Genomic DNA, 17,801 nt, shown 5'->3' on the forward strand with positions numbered 1-17,801 from the left:
GTTCGGGCATGAGTGTTGATCACTTCGACGAGGCCGGCGCGGCCGTGCAGGCCGCGCTCGACGCCGGGGCGCGCTACGCGGACGCGCGGGTGATGCTGCGCCGCACCGAGACGATGAGCGCCCGCGACGGCGACATCGAGGACCTGAGCTCGGACGAGAGCGCGGGCATCGGCGTGCGCGCGCTGGTCGGCTCGAGCTGGGGCTTCTACGCCGTGCCCGACCTGTCCGGCGCCGCCGCCCGCGCGGCCGGCCGCCGGGCCGCGGAGATCGCCGCCGCGAGCGCGCTCGTGCCGGGCCCGGCCATCGACCTGACCCCGACCGCCGCCGTCACGGCGAGCTGGGCCAGCGGGTGCGAGGTCGATCCGCTGTCGGTGCCCCTGTCGGTAAAGGGCGACCTGCTCGTGGCGGCCACCGCCGCCGCACGCGACGCCGGCGCCGACCTGGCCGAGGGCATCTACCAGATCTGGGACACCCGCAAGTGGTTCGCCTCCAGCGACGGCCACCGCATCGATCAGCACATCCGCGAGTGCGGCGCGGGCGTCACCGCCAGCGCGTACGGCGACGGCGAGATCCAGCGCCGCTCCTGGCCCTCGCACCGCGGTCAGTACGGCACCCGCGGCTGGGAGCTCGTCGACGAGCTGGCCCTGACCGACCACGCCGCCCGGATGGCCGACGAGGCCCGCGCCCTGCTCACCGCGCCGCTCTGCCCGTCCGGCGAGACCACCCTCATCCTCGGCGGCGAGCAGCTTGCCCTGCAGATCCACGAGTCCGTCGGCCACGCGATCGAGCTCGACCGCATCCTCGGCTGGGAGGCCGCCTTCGCCGGGACCTCGTGGCTGGACCTCGACCAGCTCGGCACGCTGCGCTACGGCTCCGACCTGATGAACATCACCATCGACCCGACGATCCCGGGCGCGCTCGGCAGCTTCGGCTACGACGACGAGGGCTCCCCGGCGGTCAAGCGCGACGCGGTGCGGGGCGGCCGCTGGGTCGGCGTGCTGGCCGGCCGCGACTCGGCGGCGATGGCCGGGCTCGACTACGCGGGCAGCGTGCGCTCCGACGGCTGGGCGCGGCTGCCGATGGTCCGGATGACCAACGTCGGCCTGGAGCCCGGGCCGCACACGCTTGACGAGATCATCGCGGCGACCGACGACGGCGTCCTGATGGACATCAACCGCTCCTGGTCGATCGACGACCGGCGGCTCAACTTCCAGTTCGGCTGCGAGATCGGCTACGAGATCAAGAACGGCAGGCGGGGCCGGATGCTGCGCAATCCCACCTACACCGGGATCGGCCCGAAGTTCTGGCAGTCGATGGACATGCTCTCCTCGGAGTCGATCGCGTGGGGCACGCCCAACTGCGGCAAGGGCCAGCCCGGCCAGGTCGGGCACACCGGGCACCCGGCCGCACCGGCCCGCTTCACCAACGTCCGGGTGGGGGTGCGGGCATGAGCGCCGAGCTCGACATCGCCGGGCGGGTTGTCGAGCTGGTGCGGCGGCTGGCCGGGGCCGGCGCCGAGGCCGAGGTCCTCGCCGACCACTCCGCCGAGGCGCTGACCCGCTTCGCGAACTCCGCGATCCACCAGAACGTGGCCGACGCGACCACCACCGTGCGGCTGCGGCTGCACCTCGACGGGCGGACGGCGTCCGGCTCGACGACGGTCACCGGCGCCGACGGCCTGACCTCCCTGGTCGAGCGCACGATCGCCGCGGCACGCCACTCGCCGCCGGACGCCGCCTGGCCCGGACTCGCGCCGCCCGCGCCGCTGCGCCCGGCGGCCGGCTTCGACGAGGCGACCGCGGCGGCCGGCCCGCAGGATCGGGCCGAGCGCGTCCGTGACTTCGTCCGGGCGGCCGGCGGCCTCGAGACCGCGGGCTTCTGCCGCACCAGCTACTCCTCCGGCGGCTTCGCCAGCACGGCCGGGCACGCGGCGCAGGGGCGCGCGGCCGAGGCGGCGATGGACGGCATCGCCCGCCTCGACGGCGCGGACGGCGTGGCCCGCCGGGCCAGCGGAAACCTCACCGACCTCGACGGCGCCGCGCTGGGAGCCAGGGCATCCGCGAAGGCCCGAGCGGGTGGCCGCCCGATCGAGCTGCCGCCGGGCCGCTACGAGGTCGTCCTCGAGCCGACGGCGGTCGCCGACATCCTCGGCAACCTGGCCACCTTCGGCTTCAACGGCAAGGCGTTCGCCCAGCACCAGTCGTTCGCGGAGCTGGGCGCCCGGCAGTTCGACGACGCGATCACCATCGTCGACGAGCCGCTCGGTGCGACGCTGCCCTTCGACCTCGAGGGCACCCCGCGCGACGCGTTGGTGCTGGTCCGCGACGGCACGACGAGCGCGGTGAGCCACGACCGCACCTCGGCCGCCGAGGCGGGCGCGGCGTCGACCGGCCACGCCTCCGAGACCTCCCGCTCCTGGGGCCCGATCGCCGCCAATCCGCGCCTGGCGCCGGGTCCGGACGCCGGCACGGCCGCCGAGCCCGGCGACGGCCCGACGACGACGTCCGCCCGGGCGCTGGTCGCCCGGATGCGGCGCGGCCTGCTCATCACGGACTTCTGGTACACCCGGGTGCTCGACCAGAAGAGCCTGGTCATCACCGGCCTGACCCGCAACGGCGTCTGGCTGGTCGAGGACGGCGAGGTGACGTCGGCGGTGGGCAACATGCGCTTCACCCAGTCCTATCCGCAGGCGCTGGGGCCGGGGGCCGTGCTGGGCCTCGGCGCCGACGCGGTGTCCATGCCGGACCGCTGGTCCGGGGTCCGCTACACGGCACCGGCCCTGCACCTGAGGTCCTGGAACCTCACCGGCAACGCCTCCGGCTGAGCCACCGCCGTAGGCAGGCCGGACAAACGGCCTGCCTACGGCCGACCTGCCCGCCGCTGGCCTGCCTTTGGCCGATCGCCGTGACCGGTCGCGATGGTCGGTGGTGGGCGGAGCATTGACCGGCGTGTTTCACTGGGCCGGTGAGCGCTGGATCAATGAATGACGGGCCGGATGACCAGCGGCCCGACGAGTATCGGGCCGCGTTCCGCCCGGCCGACGAGCCGACCACCGGCCCGCCCGCCGGCGCGAGCAGCCTGCCTGACCCCAGCACGCCCACCTCAGGCGCGCCGGCGTCAACCGCCCCGACCTCGGGTGCGCCGGTGTCCGGTGCACCCGTCTCAGGTGCGCCCGTCTCCGGCGCGCCGACGTCTGGCGCTCCGGCGGCCGGTCAGGGGCCGGATGCCGCACCCGCTCGCCGCCGCCGCGGTTTCAGGCTCGCGGCCGCGGACGCCGGGCCCGAGGAGAACACCACGAAGCGCCGCCGGCGGCGGCTCTTCATCGCCGGAATCTCGATCGGCGCCGCGCTGATCGTCATCGCGACCTGCGTCGGCGGCCTCACCGTGATCGACACCGTCGCCGACCTGCGCGAGGACGCCGCCGGGGTCCGGGAGCGCCAGCGGCTCCGGGACGCCGCCTGCGTCGGGCTCGAGACCCGCCTCAACCGCCTCGTCCCGCCCGGCGCCACCACCACGCCGCAGGCCCGGGCGGTGGCCGTCCAGGACGAGAACGCCGCCACGCGGATCTACGTTGTACAGCTCCGGGACCAGCGGGCCGGCGACGGCTGGCGGCAGCTGCTCGACGCCCGGACAAGCTACGCCGAGGCGCTCGAGGCCCAGGCCAAATCGCGTACCCCGGCGTTCTACGTCGCGCCCGAGACTCGCGATCAGATTTCCGTGGCCGACGAGCTTATCCGCTGGTCACCGGCGCCCTGCGCGGGCGCGATCCGGCGACTCGCGACGCCTGACCTGTAGTAAGCCTTCCCTTACACGCCACGAAGCTGACCTTCGCTGTAACGTGTGCCACACATTGCGGATGCACCCCGTCTGACAGGTAGAAACAGGGCAGACAGGATCAGGGCGCGCCCGCCGGCAGACGCAGGTCACTGTCAGGGAGACGTCAATGACGACGACGGCAACGAGGCCGGATCCGGGGCGCGCACGCGCCGCGATCGCGGCGAAGACGTTGCGTACGGACCGGTGGTGGTTTCCGCCGCTGGTCACCTTTGTAGGACTTACCGCGTGGGTCACCTACGCCACCGTCCGGGTGTTCATGCACCGGGACTTCTTCGTTCCGGCTTACCACTATCTGACCCCGTTCTACTCACCGTGCATCACGGACCGGTGCGGTGAGGCGGCCGAGTTCGGCACCCCGCTACCGAGCGCCTGGTTCATTCCGGACGCGGCATTCACCCTGCCGTTCCTGCTGCTCTTCCGCCTCACCTGCTACTACTACCGCAAGGCGTACTACCGGTCCTTCTGGCTCTCGCCGCCGGCCTGTGCCGTGCCCGACGCGCACGAGAAGTACTCCGGCGAGACGCGCTTCCCGCTGATCTTCCAGAACATCCACCGGTACGCGTTCTACGCCGCCGGCGTCATCTCGGTCATCAACACCTGGGACGCCGTCATCGCGTTCCAGTCCGGTGACAAGTTCGGCTTCGGGCTGGGCAACATCATCCTGGTCGTCAACGTGGTGATGCTCTGGGCGTACACGTTGTCCTGTCACTCCTGCCGGCACATCGCCGGCGGGCGGCTGAAGCACTTCTCGAAGCACCCGGTGCGGTACCGCTTCTGGACGTTCGTGTCGAAGCTCAACACCCGGCACATGGCACTCGCCTGGATCACGCTCGGCACCCTCGCGCTGACCGACTTCTACATCATGGCGCTGGCGGCGGGCTGGTGGCCCGACCTGCGCTTCATCAACTAGAGGGCCCCCAATGACAACCCGAATCGAACGACACCACTACGACGTCGTCGTCATCGGCGCCGGTGGCGCCGGGCTGCGGGCGGCCATCGAGGCCCGACTCGCCGGCAAGCGCACCGCGATCATCTCGAAGTCGCTCTTCGGCAAGGCGCACACGGTCATGGCCGAGGGCGGCGCGGCCGCCGCCATGGGCAACGTGAACAGCAAGGACAACTGGATGGTGCACTTCGGTGACACCATGCGCGGCGGCAAGTTCCTGAACAACTTCCGGATGGCCGAGCTGCACGCCAAGGAGGCGCCGGACCGCATCTGGGAGCTGGAGACCTACGGTGCGCTCTTCGACCGCACCAAGGACGGCAAGATCTCCCAGCGCAACTTCGGCGGCCACGAGTACCCGCGGCTCGCGCACGTCGGCGACCGCACCGGCCTCGAGCTGATCCGCACCCTGCAGCAGAAGATCGTCTCGCTGCAGCAGGAGGACTTCGCGGAGACCGGCAACTACGACGCGCGGATCCGGGTCTTCTCCGAGACCACGATCACCGAGCTGCTGCTCGACGGCGACAAGGTGGCCGGCGCGTTCGGCTACTACCGCGAGTCGGGCGAGTTCATCCTGCTGGAGGCGCCGGCGATCGTGCTCGCCACCGGCGGCGTCGGCCGCTCCTACAAGGTCACCTCGAACTCGTGGGAGTACACCGGCGACGGCCACGCGCTCGCCCTGCGGGCCGGCGCGACGCTGATCAACATGGAGTTCCTGCAGTTCCACCCGACCGGCATGGTCTGGCCGCCCAGCGTCAAGGGCATCCTGGTCACCGAGTCGGTGCGCGGCGACGGCGGCATCCTGAAGAACTCCGACGGCAAGCGGTTCATGTTCGACTACGTCCCGGACGTCTTCCGCCGGCAGTACGCGGAGACCGCCGAGGAGGCGGACCGCTGGTACAAGGACCCGGACAACAATCGGCGCCCGCCCGAGCTGCTCCCCCGCGACGAGGTCGCCCGGGCGATCAACAGCGAGGTGAAGGCCGGTCGCGGCACGAAGGCGGGCGGCGTGCTGCTCGACATCGCCAGCCGGCTGCCGGCCGAGGAGGTGCAGCGGCGGCTGCCGTCGATGTACCACCAGTTCAAGGAGCTGGCGGACGTCGACATCACCAAGGAGCCGATGGAGGTCGGCCCGACCTGTCACTACGTGATGGGCGGCGTCGAGGTCGACCCGGACTCGGCGGCGGCGTTCGGCCACGTGCAGGGCCTGTTCGCGGCCGGCGAGGTGTCCGGCGGCATGCACGGCTCCAACCGGCTCGGCGGCAACTCGCTCTCCGACCTGCTGGTCTTCGGCAAACGGGCCGGCGAGCACGCGGCGGCGTACACGGAGACGCTGGCCAAGCGGCCCAAGGTGGCGACCGGCGACGTCGAGTCGGCGGTGGACGCCGCGCTCGCCCCGCTGAGCCGGGAGGGCGGCGAGAACCCGTACACGCTGCAGGCCGACCTGCAGGTGGTGATGGGCGACCTGGTCGGCATCATCCGCCGCGAGGGCGAGCTGTCCGACGCCCTCAAGCGGCTGCAGGAGCTCAAGGTGCGGGTGGCCAACGTCGGCGCGACCGGCGGCCGCCTGTACAACCCGGGCTGGCACCTGGCGCTGGACCTGCGCAACATGCTCGTCGTCTCGGAGTGCACCGCGAAGGCGGCGCTGGAGCGCGAGGAGTCGCGCGGCGGCCACACCCGCGAGGACCACCCCAAGATGAACCCGCAGTGGCGGCTGATCAACCTGGTCTGCTCGCTGGACGACAACGGCGACGTGCACCTCGAGCGCAAGCCGGTGCCGAAGATGCGCGACGAGCTGATCAAGCTCTTCGACCGCACCGAGCTCTCGAAGTATCTGACGGACGAGGAACTGGCCGAGTACGACGACGTAGTCGGGGAGGCGAAGTAATGGAGCGTCACTTTCGGGTATGGCGGGGCGACTCGTCGGGCGGTGAGATCCAGGACTTCGACGTCGAGGTGAACGAGGGCGAGGTCGTCCTCGACATCATCCACCGGCTGCAGGCGACGCAGACGCCGGATCTGGCCTGCCGCTGGAACTGCAAGGCCGGCAAGTGCGGCTCCTGCTCGATGGAGATCAACGGGAAGCCGCGGCTGGGCTGCATGACGCGGATGTCCACCTTCGAGGAGGACGAGACCGTCACGATCACCCCGCTGCGGGCCTTCCCGATCATCCGCGACCTGGTCACGGACGTCTCGTTCAACTACGAGAAGGCCCGCGAGACCCCCGCGTTCGCGCCGCCGCCGGACGTCAAGCCCGGCGACTACCGGATGCAGCAGGTCGACGTGGAGCGCTCGCAGGAGTTCCGCAAGTGCATCGAGTGCTTCCTCTGCCAGAACACCTGCCACGTGGTCCGCGACCACGAGGAGAACAAGGCGGCGTTCTCCGGCCCGCGCTACTTCATCCGCGCGGCCGAGCTGGACATGCACCCGCTGGACGACCGCGGCGACCGCAAGGAGTACGCGCAGGCCAGCCAGGGCCTCGGCTACTGCAACATCACCAAGTGCTGCACCGAGGTCTGCCCCGAGCACATCAAGATCACGGATAACGCGATCATCCCGATGAAGGAACGGGTCGTGGACCGCCGCTACGACCCGCTGGTCTGGCTCGGCCGCAAGATCTTCCGGCGGGACCAGCTGGAGAAGACGTCGACCGCGCAGAGCACCAGCACGGGCGTCACCGGCGTCGCGGCGGGCCTCGGCCCCTCGGGCGCCCGGCCCGCGGAGCCGCCGCCGCTCAACGTGGACGGCCGGCTGGACGTCGCCGAGATGGTCGCGATGCACGCCGGCGGCCCCTCGCCGTTCGGCGACGACCAGGAGTTCCCGCTGCCGGAGGGCGGCATCACCTACCGCCATCCGGAACCGGACAAGGACTGAGCACACCCGGAAAAGGCCCGCTTCGGCGGGCCTTTTTTGGCACACGCGTGCTAATCCGGCGTAGGGTGTCCGGGTGACCGCCTACCAGCCGTCGATGCTCGACCTCATGGCCGGCCCCGCGACCACGCTCGGGCCACTACCCGGCGGCGTGGCCCGCCACCGGCTGACGGCGGGAGCCTGGGTCGACGTGCTGCCGGGCTGGGTGAGCGGCTCGGACCCGGTCTTCGAGACCCTGCTCACCGCGGTCGACTGGCGCGCCGAGCGCCGCCAGATGTATGACGGCGTCGTCGACGTCCCCCGCCTGCTCCGGTGGTACGGCCCCGGCGAGGCGCTGCCGCACCCGGCACTCACCGACGCGCGCGACCGCCTGTCGGCACACTACGAGCCCGAGCTGGGCGAGGGATTCGTCACGGCCGGCATGTGCCTCTACCGCGACGGCCGCGACAGCGTCGCGTGGCACGGCGACACCCGCGGCCGCTCCGCCCGCGAGGACACCATGGTGGCGATCGTCTCCTTCGGCTCGCCGCGAAACCTCCTGCTGCGCCCCCGCGCGGGCGGCGCGGAGACGCTGCGCCTCCCGCTGGGCCACGGCGACCTGATCGTGATGGGCGGCTCCTGCCAGCGCACCTGGGAGCACGCCATCCCCAAGACGGCAAGGCCGGTCGGCCCCCGGGTCAGCGTCCAGTTCCGCCCGATCGACGTCGCCTAGCCAGCACAGACACCTCGCCAGCCCGATTCATCGATGACCGACGACGCCTCGCAGGCGTGGAGCGGTCGCGGCCCCGCGCCCGAAACCTTTATCGAGCTGGATGTTTCGGGGCTATTGACACCGGGTCTCAAGAACTTACACTCCAAGTGTAAATAGTTACCCGCGTCACATCCTCCACCTAGGACAATGTCCGCCCTCAATGCCGAGGTGACGATGCCCCCTCCAGAATCAGCCGAGACCGACAAAGGGCTCGTTCTACATCAGATCGGTGTTCGCTTCGGTGGCCTCGTCGCCCTCGACGGCGTCTCGCTGCGGGTCCCACCCGGCCGGACGGTGGGCGTCATCGGCCCCAACGGCGCCGGCAAGACCACCCTCTTCAACGTCGTCTGCGGCTTCGTGGCGCCGACCGCCGGCACGCTCACCCTCGACGGGTACCCGCTGCGGCCCCGCCCGCACCGGCTGGCCCGCCTCGGCATCGCCCGGACCCTGCAGGGCGTCGGCCTGTTCGCCGGCATGACGGTCCTCGAGAACGTCATGGTCGGCGCGGAGCACGCGGGCAAGCCGGCCGATTCCGCGCGGGAGACGCTGGAGCGCTGCGGGGTCGCCGAGCACGCGCACGCCCTGCCCGGCGGCCTGCCGTACGCGGTACGCAAGCGGGTCGCCCTGGCCCGCGCGCTCGTCGCCGAGCCACGCCTGCTGCTGCTGGACGAGCCGGCCGGCGGCCTGGGCGCCGACGAGATCGAGCAGCTCGGCGAGCTCATCACCGGGCTGTCCTGCGCCGTCCTGCTCGTCGAGCACCACATGGACCTGGTCATGGCCGTCTGCGACGAGATCCTCGTGCTCGACTTCGGCAAGCCCGTCGCGCACGGCACCCCGGCGGAGATACGAACCAACGAGGCGGTAGCCGACGCCTACCTCGGTGCCGCAGCATGAGCGCCTGCACCGCGGCGAAGCAAGGGCCAGAAGCGCATGCGAAAGGTGGCCCAGCATGAGCGCGTTGCTGGAGGCGGAGCAGGTCACCGTCGGGTACGGGGCCGCACCCGTACTGCACGACGTGGATCTCGCGGTGCCGGCCGGTGCCATCACGGCTGTGCTGGGTGCGAACGGCGCGGGGAAGACGACGCTGCTGCGTACCCTCTCGGGTCTGCTCCGGCCCGCCCGCGGCCGGATCCTGCTCGACGGCCAGGACCTGCGCGGGGTCCGGGTCGAGGAGATGGTGCGCCGCGGGGTGGCGCACGTGCCGGAGGGCCGCGGGGTCGTCACCGAGCTGACCGTCGACGAGAACCTGCGCCTCGGCGGCCTGTGGCGCAAGGACCGCGCGGACGCGAAGCGGGCGCTCGACGAGGTGTACGACCTCTTCGAGCCGCTCGCCCGCCGCCGCCGCTTCCCCGGCCACCAGCTCTCCGGCGGCGAGCGGCAGATGCTCGCCCTCGGCCGCGCGCTGGTCGGCCGGCCGCGGCTGCTGCTGCTGGACGAGCCGTCGCTCGGCCTGGCCCCGAAGGTGACCGGCCAGATCATGGGCCTGCTGCGCACCCTGCGGGACTCGACCGGCCTGACCGTGCTGCTGGTGGAGCAGAACGTGCGCAGCGCGCTGTCGGTCGCCGACACCGGCGTCGTGATGTCGCTGGGCCGGGTCGTCGCCGGCGCGGACGCCGCGACGCTGCGCGAGGACGAAGACATGCGACACGCATACCTCGGATTCTGAGAAGGGAGGGCCATGGACCGGTTCGTGTTCTTGACGTTCGACGGCCTGGGCCGCGGCGCGGTGTACGCCGCGTTCGCCCTGGCGCTGGTGCTCATCTGGCGGGCCACCCGGATCGTGAACTTCGCGCAGGGCGCGATGGCGGTGGCGACCGCGTACGTCGGCTACTCGGTCGCCGGCGCGACCGGCTCGTACTGGCTCGGCTTCGTGGTGGCGGTGGCCGGCGGGCTGCTGCTCGGCGCGGCCGTCGAGCGGGTGGTGATGCGGTTCGTCGACCACTCGTCCCCGCTCAACGGCGTGGTGGTCGCGCTCGGCCTGGTGCTGGTCATCCAGGGCGTGCTCGGCATGACCTACGGCAACGAGTTCCGCCCGGCCGGCGCGCCGTTCAGCCGGGACGCGTTCAACGTCGGCGGGATCGCGCTGCTGTCGCGCTTCGACCTGTTCGTGTTCGCCGCCGTGTTCGCCGTCGTCGGCCTGCTGGCGGCGCTGTTCACCCGGACGAACGTCGGCCTGCGGATGCGGGCCTCGGCGTTCGCGCCGGACGTGTCGCGGCTGCTCGGCGTCAACGTCGGCGGGATGCTCACGCTCGGCTGGGCGCTGGCGGCGGCGGTCGGTTCCCTGGCCGGCATGCTCGTCATCCCGACCGAGCTGGGCCTGCATCCGAACGCGATGGACATCGTCTTCGTCTCGTCGTTCACCGCGGCCGTGGTCGGCGGGCTGGACAGCCCGTTCGGCGCGGTGGTCGGCGGGCTGATCGTCGGGCTACTGCTCTCCTACGTCAGCGGCTACCTCGGCGCGACCGTCGCGCCGATCGCCGTCCTGCTGCTGCTCGTCGTCGTGCTCCTCGGCCGCCCCGGCGGCCTCTTCTCCCGGTCGGCGGCGAGGGTCGCATGAGCGACTGCACCGAGCGCAGCGAGGGCCGGAAGCGCATGCGAAAGGCAGGCACAGCATGAGCGCCACCCTGGCTCCAGCGGTTAGTACCGGGCGGCGGGCACCCGAGACAAGGCGGAGGACCCGGTACCTGCTGTGGACGCTGGCCGGCGCGGTGCTGATCGTCGCGCTGACCTATGTCCTACCGCCCTTTCGCAACTACCAGCTCGCGACGGTCGGCGCCTACCTCTGCGTCACGGCCGGGCTGACCGTGCTCACCGGGCTCAACGGGCAGCTGTCGCTCGGGCACGGCGCGCTGATGGCGACCGGGGCGTACACGGTCGCGCTGCTTCAGGAGCGGATGGCGGGGCAGGGGCAGTGGACGCTGCTGGTCTCGGTCGTCGCCGCGATCCTGGTGACCACCGTCGCCGGCGGGATCGTCGGGCTGGCGGCGGCGCGGCTGCGCGGCCCGTACCTGGCCGGGCTCACGCTGGCCGTGGCCGTGGTGGTGCCGGCCATCACCAGCACCTTCGACAAGACCTTCAACAGCGACCAGGGCCTGTCCGTCTACGTCGAACCGCCGCCGCTCGCGCTCGGCGCGACGTTCCCGTACGAGCGCTGGCAGGCGTGGCTGGCCTGGACGGGCGCGCTGCTCACCATGTTCGTGCTGGCGACGCTGGTCCGCGGCCGGTTCGGCCGGTCGCTGCGCGCCGTACGCGATGACGAGGCCGCCGCCCGCATCGCCGGCGTGAACGTCGCGCGCACCCAGGTCCTGGCGTTCGTGGTGAGCGCGGCCTGCGCCGGCCTCGGCGGCGCGCTCTTCGCGGTGCTCGCACAGAGCGTCTCGCCGGGCGCGTTCCCGCTGTCGCTCTCCCTGTTCCTCGTGATGGCGATCGTGATCGGCGGGCTCGGCAGCCTGGCCGGCGCGGTCTGGGGCGCGGTCCTGCTGGTCGCGCTCCCCGCACTGACCCATTCGGTCACCGACTCGATCGACGTGTCACCGGCGGTCGCGCAGCGGCTCGAGGGGAATCTGCCGCTGGCGCTCTTCGGCATCACGTTGATCGTCGTCATGCTCGCCGCCCCCGGCGGAATCGCATCCCTCAAACCCAGAAGGAGAAAGGCATGAGACGTACTTGGTCCGCGCTCGCCGCGATTACCCTGTTCGCCGCCGCAACAGCGGGTTGCAGCGACGACGGAACGGGCGGCAGCAGTGGCGGCGGCAGTGTTCCCGGCGTGACCGCGACGGACGTCCTCGTCGGCACGCACATGCCGCTGACCGGCCCGGCCGCGGCCGGTTACTCGAAGATCGCGCCGGCCACCAAGGCGTACTTCGACTTCGTGAACGCGAGCGGTGGCGTGCATGGCCGGAAGATCAGCTACAAGATCATGGACGACCAGTACAACCCGGCGAACACCCAGCAGGTGGTCCGCGAGCTCGTCCTGCAGGACAAGGTCTTCGCGATCCTGAACGGCCTCGGCACGCCGACCCACACCGGCGTGCTCGACTTCCTCAAGACCAACCGGGTGCCCGACCTCTTCGTCGCCTCGGGCAGCCGCAGCTGGAACCAGCCGGACAAGTATCCGGGCACGTTCGGCTTCAACCCCGACTACACCGTGGAAGGCAAGATCCTCGCCTCGCACGTCAAGGAGACCCAGCCCGGCAAGAAGGTCTGCTTCCTCGGCCAGGACGACGACTTCGGCCGCGACAGCCTGGCCGGCATCGAGAAGGTGCTCGGCCCGGTCGCCGCGAAGCAGTCGTACGTCACCAGCAACCCGAACGTCGGCCCGCAGATGGGCGCGCTCAAGCAGGCCGGCTGCCAGGTGGTCATGCTGGCGACGGTGCCCGGCTTCACCGCGCTGAGCCTGGGCACCGCCGCCAAGATCGGCTTCAAGCCGCAGTTCGTGGTCTCGCAGGTCGGCGCCGACCTGCGCACGCTCTCCAAGCAGCTGGGCGCGGCGACGCCGCTGACCGAGGGCCTGATCTCGGCCAACTACCTGCCCATGAGCACCGACGACGCCAACCCGTGGATCCAGCTCTTCAAGAAGGTGAACGCGCAGCACAACGGCAACGCCGAGTTCGACAACAACATCGTCTACGGCATGTCCGTCGGCTACCTCTTCGTGCAGAGCCTGCAGGCGGCCGGGAAGGACCTGACCCGGGAGGGGATCATCGCGGCGGTGGAGAAGGGCGGATTCCAGGGCCCGGCCAACGCTCCGCTGCGCTTCTCGGCCGACAACCATTCCGGGTACGGCGGGGAGCAGCTGAGCAAGGTCGAGGGCGGTAAGCAGGCGTACTTCGGCACGCCGTACGAGACCGACAACCTCGACGGGCCGGTCGCGGCGTACTCGGCGCAGGCCGCGACGCCGCCGCAGAACGGGATTCCGGCCGCTTCGTAGCACACCGGCAAGGCAAGAGAAACGGTTGCGACTCGCCGTCAACAGATGCAGGGTTGGCGGCGAGGGCGGCTACCCGTCAGTATTCGCGCCGCACGTACATGTTCATCTTCTTTGGGGGTCTTGACCGGATGTCGAAGCTTTCGGGTGCTGTGGCGATCGTGACCGGGGCAAGCCGAGGAATCGGGTTCGCCATCGCGCAACGCTTCGTCGCCGAGGGCGCCAGGGTGTGCATCACGGGACGGGACGCCGGCGCCCTGGAGACCGCGGTCAAGGACCTCGGCGGGCCCGCCGTTGCCATCGGCGTCGCCGGCAAGGGCGACGATCCCGCGCACCGGACCGCCGTGATCGACACGGTGCTCGGCACGTTCGGCCCGGTCACCACGCTGATCAACAACATCGGCATCAACCCGGCGTACGGGCCGCTCGGCACGCTCGAGCTGGGCGCCGCGCGCAAGATGTTCGACGTCAACGTGCTCGGCACGCTGGGCTGGGTGCAGGAGGCGCTGCGCGGCGGCCTGGACGAGACCGGCGGCTCGATCGTGAACATCTCGTCGATCTCCGGCCTGCGGCCCGCGCCGGGCATCGCCTTCTACGGCGTCACCAAGGCCGCGCTCATCCACCTGACCGAGGAGCTGGCCGTCGAGCTGGCGCCGAAGGTGCGGGTCAACGCCGTCGCGCCGGCGGTCGTCAAGACCCGCTTCGCCGCCGCGCTCTACGAGGGCCGGGAGGAGCAGGTCGCGGCGACCTATCCGCTGGGCCGGCTCGGCGCGCCCGAGGACGTGGCCGGCGCCGTCGCGTTCCTCTGCTCGCCGGACGCGGCCTGGATCACCGGCCAGACCGTCGTCATCGACGGCGGCATCACGTTGACGGGAGCGGGCGTGTGATCCCGCAGCGAGTGGTAGTCACCGGGGCTGGCGGCGGCATCGGCGCGGCGCTGGCCCGCCGGTTCGCCGCCGACGGCGCACGGGTGGTCGTCAACGACCTGGACCCGGCGGCGGCGCAGGCCGTCGCCGCCGAGATCGGCGGCCTAGCGGTGCCGGGCGACGCCGGCAACGAGGCGGACGTGCGCCGGCTCGCCGACGCCGCCTGGGAGGAGCTCGGCGGCTGCGACCTGTTCTGCGCCAACGCCGGCATGCTGTCGCCCGGCTCGGCCGACGCGGGCGACGCCGACTGGGAGCGGGCCTGGCGGGTCAACGTCATGTCCCATGTGTACGTGGCCCGCGCGATGCTGCCCCGCTGGCTGGAGAACGGCGGCGGGCGCCTGCTGCTCACCGTCTCCGCGGCCGGGCTGCTGACCCTGCTCGGCAGCGCGCCGTACTCGGTCACCAAGCACGCGGCGCTGGGCTTCGCGGAGTGGCTGCGCGCGACGTACGCACACCGCGGCATCACCGTGCAGGCGCTCTGCCCGCAGGGCGTGCGCACCGACATGCTGACCGGCGGCCGGGACAGCGCCAGCAAGGCGCAGCTCGCCGCGACCGCCATGGACCCCGCCGAGGTGGCGGCCGTGGTGGCCGAGGCGCTGGAGGGCGACAGCTTCCTGGTCCTGCCGCACCCCGAGGTGGCCGAGTACTACCGGCGCCGGGCGAGCGACCCGGACCGCTGGCTCGGCGGAATGAACAAGATCCAGCGAAGCTTCGACACGGCGGGAATCGCATGAGCGGGCCGCGCGGACTCGACCTGGAGAGGTTGCGGGCGTACCTCGGCTCCGGTGAGCTGGCCGCGACCATGTTCGCCGGCGGCCGGTCCAACCTCACCTACGCGGTCAGCGACGGCACCGAACGCTGGGTGCTGCGCCGCCCGCCGCTGGGCCACGTCCTGCCGACCGCGCACGACATGTCCCGCGAGCACCGGGTCCTCGCCGCGCTCTCCGCGGCCGGGTTCCCGGCGCCGCGGCCGGTGCTGATCTGCACCGACCCGGACGTCATCGGCGCGCCCTTCTACCTGATGGAGTACGTCGACGGCGCCATCTACCGCGACGTCGAGGCGCTCGAGGCGCTGGGCCCGGCCGCGATGCGCGAGCTGACGCTCTCCCTCGTGGACACCCTCGCCGACCTGCACGCCCTCGACCCGGCCGAGATCGGGCTCGCCGAATTCGGCCGCCCGGAGGGCTTCAACGAGCGCCAGGTCCGCCGCTGGAAGAAGCAGCTCGACGCGTCCCGCAGCCGCGACGTGCCGGGCATCGAGGAGCTGCACGCCCGGCTGGCCGTGCGGATCCCGGACGGCGCGGGCGCGGTGGTGCACGGCGACTACCGGCTCGACAACGTGCTGATCGGCCCGGGGCTGGAGATCAGGGCGGTGCTGGACTGGGAGATGTCGACGCTGGGCGACCCGCTCAGCGACATCGCGCTGATGCTCGTCTACGCCGGGCGCCCGCTGCTGACCAAGGACGGCGAGCCGCGTACGCCGATCTCCGTACCGGGGCATCCGAGCCTCGACGAGATGGCCGAGCGCTACGCGAAGCGCTCCGGCCGCGACGTCTCCGACCTGCACTGGTACGTGGCCTTCGCGGCGTTCAAGCTGGCGGTGATCCTCGAGGGCGTGCACTACCGGTACGTTCAGGGCCAGACCGTCGGAGCGGGGTTCGACACGGTCGGCGCGATGGTCGCGCCGCTGGTGGCACAGGGACACGAGTACCTGGACACGGCCCGGGAGGGAAACTGATGGACTTCGCGTTCGACGAGAAGACCGAGGACTACCGCAAGCGGCTCCTCGCCTTCATGGACGAGTACGTCTACCCCGCCGAGGCCACCTTCGACGAGGAGTACGCGAACGACTGGTCGCCGCCGCGGATCATCACCACGCTGCAGGCGCAGGCGAAGCTCGCCGGCCTGTGGAACCTCTTCCTGCCCGGTGAGCACGGCGCCGGCCTGACCAACCTGCAGTACGCGCCCCTGGCCGAGCTCACCGGCCGCAGCCCGGCGATCGCACCGCCCGCGCTGAACTGCGCCGCACCGGACACCGGCAACATGGAGGTGCTGGCCCAGTTCGGCAGCGCCGAGCAGCGGGAGCGCTGGCTGCGGCCGCTGCTGGACGGCACCATGCGGTCGGCGTTCGCGATGACCGAGCCGCAGGTGGCCTCCTCCGACGCGACGAACATCGGCACCCGGATCGCCCGCGACGGCGACGACTACGTGATCAACGGCCGCAAGTTCTACATCTCCGGCGCGATGAACCCGAACTGCGGGATCTTCATCGTGATGGGCAAGACCGATCCGGACGCCGCCCGGCACGTGCAGCAGAGCATGATCCTGGTACCCCGCGACACCCCGGGCCTGACCGTCAAGCGCGGCATGACGGTCTTCGGCTACGACGACGGCGACCACGGCGGCCACGCCGAGATGATCTTCGACAACGTCCGGGTGCCGGCCACCAACCTGATCGGCGAGGAGGGCTCCGGCTTCGCCATCTCCCAGGCCCGGCTCGGGCCGGGCCGGATCCACCACTGCATGCGCCTGATCGGCATGGCCGAGCGGGCCCTCGAGCTGATGTGCCGGCGATCGCTGGTCCGCACGACGTTCGGCAAGTCGCTGTCCGAGCAGGGCGTGGTCCAGGACTGGATCGCGGAGTCCCGGGTCCGCATCGAGCAGGCCCGCCTGCTGGTGCTCAAGGCCGCCTGGCTGATGGACACCGTCGGCAACAAGGGCGCGCACACCGAGATCCAGGCCATTAAGATCATCGTTCCGGCCACCACCGAGTGGATCGTCGACAAGGCGATCCAGGCGCACGGCGCCGCGGGCGTCGGCCAAGACACCCCGCTGGCCCGCCTCTGGTCGCAGGCCCGCACGCTGCGGCTGGCGGACGGCCCGGACGAGGTACACAAGCGCTCGCTGGCACACCGCGAGCTCAACCGCTATCGGAGAACCTGATGCCGGCCACCTCCCCACGCCCCGCGCAACGCATCGACGGCCGCACGGCCCGGTCGGAGCGCACCCGCAACGCCATCGTCGAGGCGCACGTCGCCCTGATCCTCGGCGGCGACCTGCGGCCGACGGCGGACCGCATCGCCAAGCAGGCCGGCGTCTCGCTGCGCGCGCTGTGGAGCCACTTCGCCGACATGGAGGCGCTCTTCACCGCCAGCGGCGAACGGATACTGCAGCAGCGCGACGAGGCGCACGAGCCGATACCGACGGACCTGCCGCTGAAGGCGCGGATCGATGCCTACTGCCATCAGCGGGCGCGCCTGGTGGAGCAGGTGGCGCCCGCGGCCAAGGCCTCGTCGCTGAAGGAGCCGTTCTCCCCCGCGCTGCAGAGCTACCGCCGCAGCCACGTCGAGCGGGTCCGCGCGGAGCTGAGCGAGCTCTTCGCCCGCGAGATCGGCGACGACGAGACCCTGCTCGCGGCGCTCACGGCGGTGAGCATGTGGCCGACCTGGGGCACCCTGCGCGACGCGATGGGCATGGAGCCGGAGGCCGCCCGGGCGGTGCTGACCTGCACGATCACCGCCCTGCTGACCGCGCCGCGGGACTGAC

General features: G+C 71.6%; 17 protein-coding genes. All 17 read left to right on the plus strand.

Annotated features, from left to right (window positions below):
- Window positions 1–8 precede the first annotated feature (8 nt).
- The 17 genes from ACIBSW_RS03660 (at window position 9) to ACIBSW_RS03740 (ending at window position 17,800) form a co-directional block, all read left to right on the plus strand.
- Window positions 9–1,451 (plus strand): TldD/PmbA family protein, encoded by a 1,443-nt coding sequence (locus ACIBSW_RS03660; protein ID WP_354722927.1) that lies wholly within the window; start codon window positions 9–11, stop codon window positions 1,449–1,451.
- Window positions 1,448–2,824 (plus strand): metallopeptidase TldD-related protein, encoded by a 1,377-nt coding sequence (locus ACIBSW_RS03665; RefSeq protein WP_354722929.1) that lies wholly within the window; start codon window positions 1,448–1,450, stop codon window positions 2,822–2,824. The genes ACIBSW_RS03660 and ACIBSW_RS03665 overlap by 4 nt, the downstream gene beginning before the upstream one ends.
- 320 nt (window positions 2,825–3,144) lie before the next feature.
- Window positions 3,145–3,795 carry a hypothetical protein gene (locus tag ACIBSW_RS03670; protein WP_354722931.1) on the plus strand — a complete coding sequence of 217 codons (651 nt, stop codon included), beginning with the start codon at window positions 3,145–3,147 and terminating at the stop codon, window positions 3,793–3,795.
- 148 nt (window positions 3,796–3,943) lie between these two features.
- Window positions 3,944–4,747 (plus strand): hypothetical protein, encoded by an 804-nt coding sequence (locus ACIBSW_RS03675; protein WP_354722933.1) that lies wholly within the window; start codon window positions 3,944–3,946, stop codon window positions 4,745–4,747.
- Between the two features lie 10 nt (window positions 4,748–4,757).
- Window positions 4,758–6,668, plus strand: a complete 1,911-nt coding sequence (locus tag ACIBSW_RS03680; protein ID WP_354722935.1) for a fumarate reductase/succinate dehydrogenase flavoprotein subunit — start codon at window positions 4,758–4,760, stop codon at window positions 6,666–6,668.
- On the plus strand, window positions 6,668–7,654 hold the full coding sequence (locus ACIBSW_RS03685; protein WP_354722937.1) for a succinate dehydrogenase/fumarate reductase iron-sulfur subunit: 987 nt from the start codon (window positions 6,668–6,670) through the stop codon (window positions 7,652–7,654). Before ACIBSW_RS03680 ends, ACIBSW_RS03685 begins: the two co-directional genes overlap by 1 nt.
- Before the next feature lie 94 nt (window positions 7,655–7,748).
- A complete protein-coding gene (locus ACIBSW_RS03690) occupies window positions 7,749–8,363 on the plus strand; it encodes an alpha-ketoglutarate-dependent dioxygenase AlkB (RefSeq protein WP_354722960.1) in 615 nt (204 codons plus the stop codon).
- A gap of 213 nt (window positions 8,364–8,576) precedes the next feature.
- Entirely contained in the window at window positions 8,577–9,296 is a 720-nt protein-coding gene (locus ACIBSW_RS03695) for an ABC transporter ATP-binding protein (RefSeq protein WP_354722962.1), read from the plus strand.
- Between the two features lie 55 nt (window positions 9,297–9,351).
- Window positions 9,352–10,068, plus strand: a complete 717-nt coding sequence (locus ACIBSW_RS03700; protein WP_184989335.1) for an ABC transporter ATP-binding protein — start codon at window positions 9,352–9,354, stop codon at window positions 10,066–10,068.
- Window positions 10,069–10,080: 12 nt separating this feature from the next.
- The gene (locus tag ACIBSW_RS03705; RefSeq protein ID WP_354722940.1) at window positions 10,081–10,959 is read left to right on the plus strand and encodes a branched-chain amino acid ABC transporter permease; all 879 of its coding nucleotides are present in this window, start codon (window positions 10,081–10,083) and stop codon (window positions 10,957–10,959) included.
- 55 nt (window positions 10,960–11,014) lie between these two features.
- The gene (locus ACIBSW_RS03710) at window positions 11,015–12,061 is read left to right on the plus strand and encodes a branched-chain amino acid ABC transporter permease (protein ID WP_354722942.1); all 1,047 of its coding nucleotides are present in this window, start codon (window positions 11,015–11,017) and stop codon (window positions 12,059–12,061) included.
- The gene (locus tag ACIBSW_RS03715; protein ID WP_354722944.1) at window positions 12,058–13,332 is read left to right on the plus strand and encodes an ABC transporter substrate-binding protein; all 1,275 of its coding nucleotides are present in this window, start codon (window positions 12,058–12,060) and stop codon (window positions 13,330–13,332) included. The genes ACIBSW_RS03710 and ACIBSW_RS03715 overlap by 4 nt, the downstream gene beginning before the upstream one ends.
- 128 nt (window positions 13,333–13,460) lie before the next feature.
- On the plus strand, window positions 13,461–14,216 hold the full coding sequence (locus ACIBSW_RS03720; RefSeq protein WP_354722946.1) for an SDR family oxidoreductase: 756 nt from the start codon (window positions 13,461–13,463) through the stop codon (window positions 14,214–14,216).
- Window positions 14,216–14,989: an SDR family oxidoreductase gene (locus tag ACIBSW_RS03725; protein ID WP_354722964.1), complete on the plus strand. Its 774-nt coding sequence runs from the start codon at window positions 14,216–14,218 to the stop codon at window positions 14,987–14,989. Before ACIBSW_RS03720 ends, ACIBSW_RS03725 begins: the two co-directional genes overlap by 1 nt.
- On the plus strand, window positions 14,986–15,993 hold the full coding sequence (locus ACIBSW_RS03730) for a phosphotransferase family protein (RefSeq protein WP_354722948.1): 1,008 nt from the start codon (window positions 14,986–14,988) through the stop codon (window positions 15,991–15,993). The genes ACIBSW_RS03725 and ACIBSW_RS03730 overlap by 4 nt, the downstream gene beginning before the upstream one ends.
- A complete protein-coding gene (locus tag ACIBSW_RS03735) occupies window positions 15,993–17,198 on the plus strand; it encodes an acyl-CoA dehydrogenase family protein (protein ID WP_354722950.1) in 1,206 nt (401 codons plus the stop codon). The genes ACIBSW_RS03730 and ACIBSW_RS03735 overlap by 1 nt, the downstream gene beginning before the upstream one ends.
- Complete coding sequence (locus tag ACIBSW_RS03740) at window positions 17,198–17,800, plus strand: TetR/AcrR family transcriptional regulator (protein ID WP_354722952.1); 603 nt, start codon at window positions 17,198–17,200, stop codon at window positions 17,798–17,800. Before ACIBSW_RS03735 ends, ACIBSW_RS03740 begins: the two co-directional genes overlap by 1 nt.
- The last annotated feature ends 1 nt before the right edge of the window (window position 17,801 follow it).

This window comes from Actinoplanes sp. NPDC049668 (assembly GCF_044465445.1).
GTDB lineage: Bacteria > Actinomycetota > Actinomycetes > Mycobacteriales > Micromonosporaceae > Actinoplanes.

Excerpts from the sequence above, each read along its gene's own strand:
- ACIBSW_RS03660 (WP_354722927.1), top strand. The coding sequence starts at position 9 with ATGAGTGTTGATCACTTCGACGAGGCCGGCGCGGCCGTGCAGGCCGCG.
- ACIBSW_RS03665 (WP_354722929.1), top strand. The coding sequence starts at position 1,448 with ATGAGCGCCGAGCTCGACATCGCCGGGCGGGTTGTCGAGCTGGTGCGG.
- ACIBSW_RS03675 (WP_354722933.1), top strand. The coding sequence starts at position 3,944 with ATGACGACGACGGCAACGAGGCCGGATCCGGGGCGCGCACGCGCCGCG.
- ACIBSW_RS03680 (WP_354722935.1), top strand. The coding sequence starts at position 4,758 with ATGACAACCCGAATCGAACGACACCACTACGACGTCGTCGTCATCGGC.
- ACIBSW_RS03685 (WP_354722937.1), top strand. The coding sequence starts at position 6,668 with ATGGAGCGTCACTTTCGGGTATGGCGGGGCGACTCGTCGGGCGGTGAG.
- ACIBSW_RS03690 (WP_354722960.1), top strand. The coding sequence starts at position 7,749 with ATGCTCGACCTCATGGCCGGCCCCGCGACCACGCTCGGGCCACTACCC.
- ACIBSW_RS03695 (WP_354722962.1), top strand. The coding sequence starts at position 8,577 with ATGCCCCCTCCAGAATCAGCCGAGACCGACAAAGGGCTCGTTCTACAT.
- ACIBSW_RS03700 (WP_184989335.1), top strand. The coding sequence starts at position 9,352 with ATGAGCGCGTTGCTGGAGGCGGAGCAGGTCACCGTCGGGTACGGGGCC.
- ACIBSW_RS03705 (WP_354722940.1), top strand. The coding sequence starts at position 10,081 with ATGGACCGGTTCGTGTTCTTGACGTTCGACGGCCTGGGCCGCGGCGCG.
- ACIBSW_RS03710 (WP_354722942.1), top strand. The coding sequence starts at position 11,015 with ATGAGCGCCACCCTGGCTCCAGCGGTTAGTACCGGGCGGCGGGCACCC.
- ACIBSW_RS03715 (WP_354722944.1), top strand. The coding sequence starts at position 12,058 with ATGAGACGTACTTGGTCCGCGCTCGCCGCGATTACCCTGTTCGCCGCC.
- ACIBSW_RS03720 (WP_354722946.1), top strand. The coding sequence starts at position 13,461 with ATGTCGAAGCTTTCGGGTGCTGTGGCGATCGTGACCGGGGCAAGCCGA.
- ACIBSW_RS03730 (WP_354722948.1), top strand. The coding sequence starts at position 14,986 with ATGAGCGGGCCGCGCGGACTCGACCTGGAGAGGTTGCGGGCGTACCTC.
- ACIBSW_RS03735 (WP_354722950.1), top strand. The coding sequence starts at position 15,993 with ATGGACTTCGCGTTCGACGAGAAGACCGAGGACTACCGCAAGCGGCTC.
- ACIBSW_RS03740 (WP_354722952.1), top strand. The coding sequence starts at position 17,198 with ATGCCGGCCACCTCCCCACGCCCCGCGCAACGCATCGACGGCCGCACG.